Genomic DNA, 4,041 nt, shown 5'->3' with positions numbered 1-4,041 from the left:
GGGGTGGGGTGTTTACGCCGGGGCCGGATGGTCACGACGGCTGATTAGTCCAGACCATTTAGTCGAGACCATAGACTTTGGCGAGCCTCGGTCAAGGCTGACTTTCGGACACCGGTCGCGCCCGTGATGAGGGCCGCGCCGCCCGAGTCAGTTCTTGCCGCGCGGCCCGACGCTGAAGCCCGGACTGACGCCGACCCGCGCCGGGACGAACGGTTCAAGTGCCCATGCGGGGCTTGCCTGTTCATGGGTGGCGGCCGGGTCCGTGACCGACACCTCCGGGTCCACCAGGGACACCGCCGCGACGAGGTAGCGCGCGTCGCGCCCCCGCACGGTGTCCGGGACCACGGGCGGACGGGCGAGCGCACCCCCGAGGTGACGGATGTTCATGATCACCATGGGGTGGCCGTTGGACCGCGCCAGGGTCTCGAGCGCGGTCGGGTCGAGCGTGTCGATCAGGACGTTCTCGCCGATGTACGGGCCGGGGGTGTCGGGTTCGTCGTGCACGCGGGCCGCGTCGGTGTACGCCATCGGGGCCAGGGTGTCCTCGATCGTCTCCGCCGCCTTCCGCAGCGGCGCCACAAGACGCCCGGCGTCCTCGGCCGTGCCGCGCAGCGCGATCGCGACGCGCGCGATGCGCCGGCCACGCAGCGGCGGGGGCAGGAAATCTCCGTCGGGGAAGGCCATCACCCGCAGCGTGGAGGTGAGTTCGTCGGGCACCCCTGCCGTCCACTCGCGGAACGCGTGGAGCACTCCGGGGTCCCCCTCGGCGTCCGACGCCCCGATGTCGAAGGTCAGTCCGCCGCCCTGCAGGGTGCCTTCGGGCAGCAGACCGATGGTCATCGAGGTGACGACCTCGCCCGGAAGGGGTCCGGTGCCGCGCAGGCGGGCGAACCGCTCGGAGTCGCGCTCGTCGACCCGCCGCTCCTCGCCGCCCTCGGTCACGACCGTGAACGAACGGACCAAGTCGGCGGCCCAGCCGTCCGATCGGCCGAGCAGACCGATCCCGCCTCCGAAGGTGTAGCCGACGGCGCCGACGCCGGCCATGCTGCCGCCGGGCGGCACCAGGCCGTGCGGCGCGGCGGCCGCCGCGACCTCGCCCCAGGTCGCACCTCCTTCGACGCGGGCGGTCCGTTCGACGGGATCGACCACGACGCCGTTCAGCCGACGCACCGTCAGGACGATCCCGCTGTCCGCGGCTAAGCCCATCCCGTGTCCGGTGCTGTGCACGGTGAGCGGAACCCCGTACTCACCGGCCAGGCGCACGGCGGCCCGGACGTCGGCGGTGTCCCTGGCCCCGACCACGAGGTCCGGCCGGTGTCGCAGGGCGAGCTGGAAGCTCGCCAACTCATCGGCGAATCCGGTGTCGTCGGGCCGCAGCACGGGTCCGCCCACGGAGCGGGCCAGCGCTCCGGCCAGACGGGAAGCTGCGCCGGATGCTTCGTTGGACGCTTCGTTGGACGCTTCGTTGGACGCTTCGTTGGACGCTTCGTTAAAGACAGTCATGTTTGTCTTGCTCCTTTCCTCGATTGCGCTCGGTGGGGTGGGGTGGGGTGGGGTGAGTCGGGGTCTACCGGTTCCCCGCCGGGTCGGACACGTCATGTCCGGACCGTCGCCCGCGGGCGTCCGCGCCGAGCCTGCGCAGCGCGAGCATGGCCCCGATTCCGGGGATCAGGGCGAGCCACCGGGCACTGGTCCCGGCGGCGGCGGGGATCGCCCAGGTCATCGCGATGGCGACGAGATAGGCGGTGCCGTGGGTGGGCCCGCCCAGCGAAGTGATCGGATCGGCGTGGACGGTAAAGACGTTCAGGAGCAGCACGACCAGGGATGCGGCCTCGACGGCGGCGGCGATGCGCAACGTACGCATCGAGATCACGCACCCGTCGTGGAGCCGGGGCGGACGATCATGAGGATCACGACGACCGTCCACAGCAGGTTGAAGACACCCGTGAGCATGGCGAGCCGGCTCGCCGGGACCGCGGGCGTGCCGGGCTCGGCCGTTCCCCCGGCCACCGCGAGCATCCGCTGCTGGTTGGGCAGGATGGCCATCGCGAGGACGGCCGCGGCGACGGCGGTCAGGGCGATCGAGACGATGAGCCAGACGTCGCCGAGCACGCCGAGCCGGGCGGCGGTGGCGAATCCAAAGACGGGGACGCCGATCCCGAAGAGCGCGTACCCACGGCAGATCTTGTGCAGGACCCCGGCGACGCCGGCCGCCTGCCCCTCCGCATCCGCATCCGCATCCGCTGCCAACTGCTTTGCGTAGCGCGGGAACATCGAGGCGGCGACGGCGATCGGCCCGACCGCCAGGATCGCCAGGACGACATGCACCGACAACAAGAATTTATTCACTGCGGACCCCTCCACCGGCAAGGCAACAAATATGTTGGCTGCCAATAGATAGCACGCCAACTCCCCACTTGTGTAGGCTGCCTACTCATGAGACAGGACGCGATCAGAGGGCATCTGGACGGGCTGCTGCTCGCGGTGCTCGAGCCGGGCCCCCTGCACGGGTACGCGATCATCACGGCCGTGCAGGAACGGAGCGGCGGCGCACTGGAGTTGCGTACGGGCACGATCTATCCCGCCCTCAACCGCCTTGAGCGGGTGGGGTTGTTGCGCAGCAGCTGGCAGTCCTCGGGCGAGCGCCGCAAGCGCTGCTACGAACTGACGGACGCCGGCCAGCGCACGTTGGCCAACGAGCGAACGGCATGGAGCGAGTTCACGACGGCGATCGGCTCGGTCCTGAATCCCGTCCCCCCGCCGGGACTCGCCACATGAGCGCCACGGACCAGCACAGCGACCCCGTCGAGACCTACCTCACGACGCTCGAGGCCGCTCTGCACGGCCCGGTCCGGGCCAAGGCCAGACTGCTCGAGGAGGTCCGCGACGGCCTCACCGATGCCGTCGCGGAGCACGCGAGCCGGGGGCTGCCCCATGACCGGGCCGCCGAGCTGGCGTTGCGCGACTTCGGGAGCATGGACGACCTGGTGGCGAGCTGCCAGCGGGAACTGACCATCGCTCAGGCCCGGCACACGTCACGCTCCATCGCCGTCACCGCGCCCTTCCTGGTCGCCTGCTGGTTCCTCGTCCGCAACGCGGGCGACGACCAGGACTGGTCACTGCCGTGGGCAGCTCAACTGATGGCCGTGTACCTGGCCGGAACCGCGGTCGTGGCGGCCCTGCTGGCGGCGGGTGCCCTCGCCGCGACCGGCACCCTCGCGCGCTGGCTTCCCACGCCGGACGAGTTGCCGAGGATGGTCGGGTGGACCGGCACGACCGCCAGCATCTCCATGGCCGTCGCCACGCTCGCCCTGGCCACGGCCTCGATCCTGGCGACGAACTGGCCCCTGATCGCCCTGGCCTGCTCGCTCGCAGCGACGTCCCACGCCGTAATGGCCGGCTCGGTCCGCGCGTGCCGCCAGTGCGCTCGTCTGCCGATCATGGGGGGCGCCGTTTAGCGCTGCCGGGATGGCCGTCGGGTCAGGGCGGGTTCGGGGTGACCTGGGTCAGGGCGGGTTCCGGGCAAACCGGCTCAGGGCGCGTTCCGGGCGGCCGGGCTCAGGACGTGTTCCGTCGATCCGGCTCAGGGAGCGTTCCGGGTGACCCTCCTTAGGAGGTCTTCCGGGCGACCGGGCTCAAGTCGTATTCTGGGCGACGTGGCTCGGGGCGAGCTCCGGTCGGAGCGGCTCAAGGAACGTTCCAGTCGACCCGGCTCAAGGAACGTTCCAGTCGACCCGGCTCAAGACACGCTCGGTGACCCAGCTCGAGGAGCGTTCCAGGCGACCCGGCTCAAGACACGCTCGGTGACCCAGCTCGAGGAGCGTTCCAGGCGACCCGGCTCAGGGCGAACTCTGGTCGACCCAGGTCAAGACCCGCTCCAGCCGCCCCGGCTCAGGTACGTGCTCCAGCCGCCCCGGGCTCAGAACGCCCTCCAGTCGACCCGACACAGGGATCGCTCCAGTCGACCCGACACCGGGATCGCTCCAGCCAACCCGACACCGGGATCGCTCCAGCCAACCCGGACCCAACACGCCCTCCCCC

General features: G+C 70.8%; 5 protein-coding genes. 2 read left to right on the top strand and 3 right to left on the bottom strand.

Annotated features, from left to right (window positions below):
- Nucleotides 1-147: 147 nt before the first annotated feature.
- The 3 genes from E2651_RS41755 to E2651_RS41745 form a co-directional block, all read right to left on the bottom strand.
- Nucleotides 148-1,503 (bottom strand): FAD-binding oxidoreductase, encoded by a 1,356-nt coding sequence (locus tag E2651_RS41755; protein ID WP_167829068.1) that lies wholly within the window; start codon nucleotides 1,501-1,503, stop codon nucleotides 148-150.
- Nucleotides 1,504-1,567: 64 nt separating this feature from the next.
- Nucleotides 1,568-1,864, bottom strand: coding sequence for a hypothetical protein (locus tag E2651_RS41750; protein ID WP_209446384.1), 297 nt, complete (start codon nucleotides 1,862-1,864; stop codon nucleotides 1,568-1,570).
- Between the two features lie 5 nt (nucleotides 1,865-1,869).
- Nucleotides 1,870-2,349 (bottom strand): hypothetical protein, encoded by a 480-nt coding sequence (locus E2651_RS41745; RefSeq protein WP_135336485.1) that lies wholly within the window; start codon nucleotides 2,347-2,349, stop codon nucleotides 1,870-1,872.
- Nucleotides 2,350-2,436: 87 nt separating this feature from the next.
- On the opposite strand from E2651_RS41745, the gene E2651_RS41740 reads away from it, so the two are divergent.
- Together E2651_RS41740 and E2651_RS41735 are read left to right on the top strand one after the other, a co-directional pair.
- Complete coding sequence (locus E2651_RS41740) at nucleotides 2,437-2,778, top strand: helix-turn-helix transcriptional regulator (protein ID WP_135336484.1); 342 nt, start codon at nucleotides 2,437-2,439, stop codon at nucleotides 2,776-2,778.
- The gene (locus E2651_RS41735) at nucleotides 2,775-3,458 is read left to right on the top strand and encodes a permease prefix domain 1-containing protein (protein WP_135336483.1); all 684 of its coding nucleotides are present in this window, start codon (nucleotides 2,775-2,777) and stop codon (nucleotides 3,456-3,458) included. Before E2651_RS41740 ends, E2651_RS41735 begins: the two co-directional genes overlap by 4 nt.
- Nucleotides 3,459-4,041 lie beyond the last annotated feature (583 nt).

The sequence above is a fragment of the Streptomyces sp. MZ04 genome, assembly GCF_004684775.1.
GTDB lineage: Bacteria > Actinomycetota > Actinomycetes > Streptomycetales > Streptomycetaceae > Streptomyces.
Note: the sequence above shows the minus strand (reverse complement) of the source record. Positions and strands in the feature narration are given on the sequence as shown.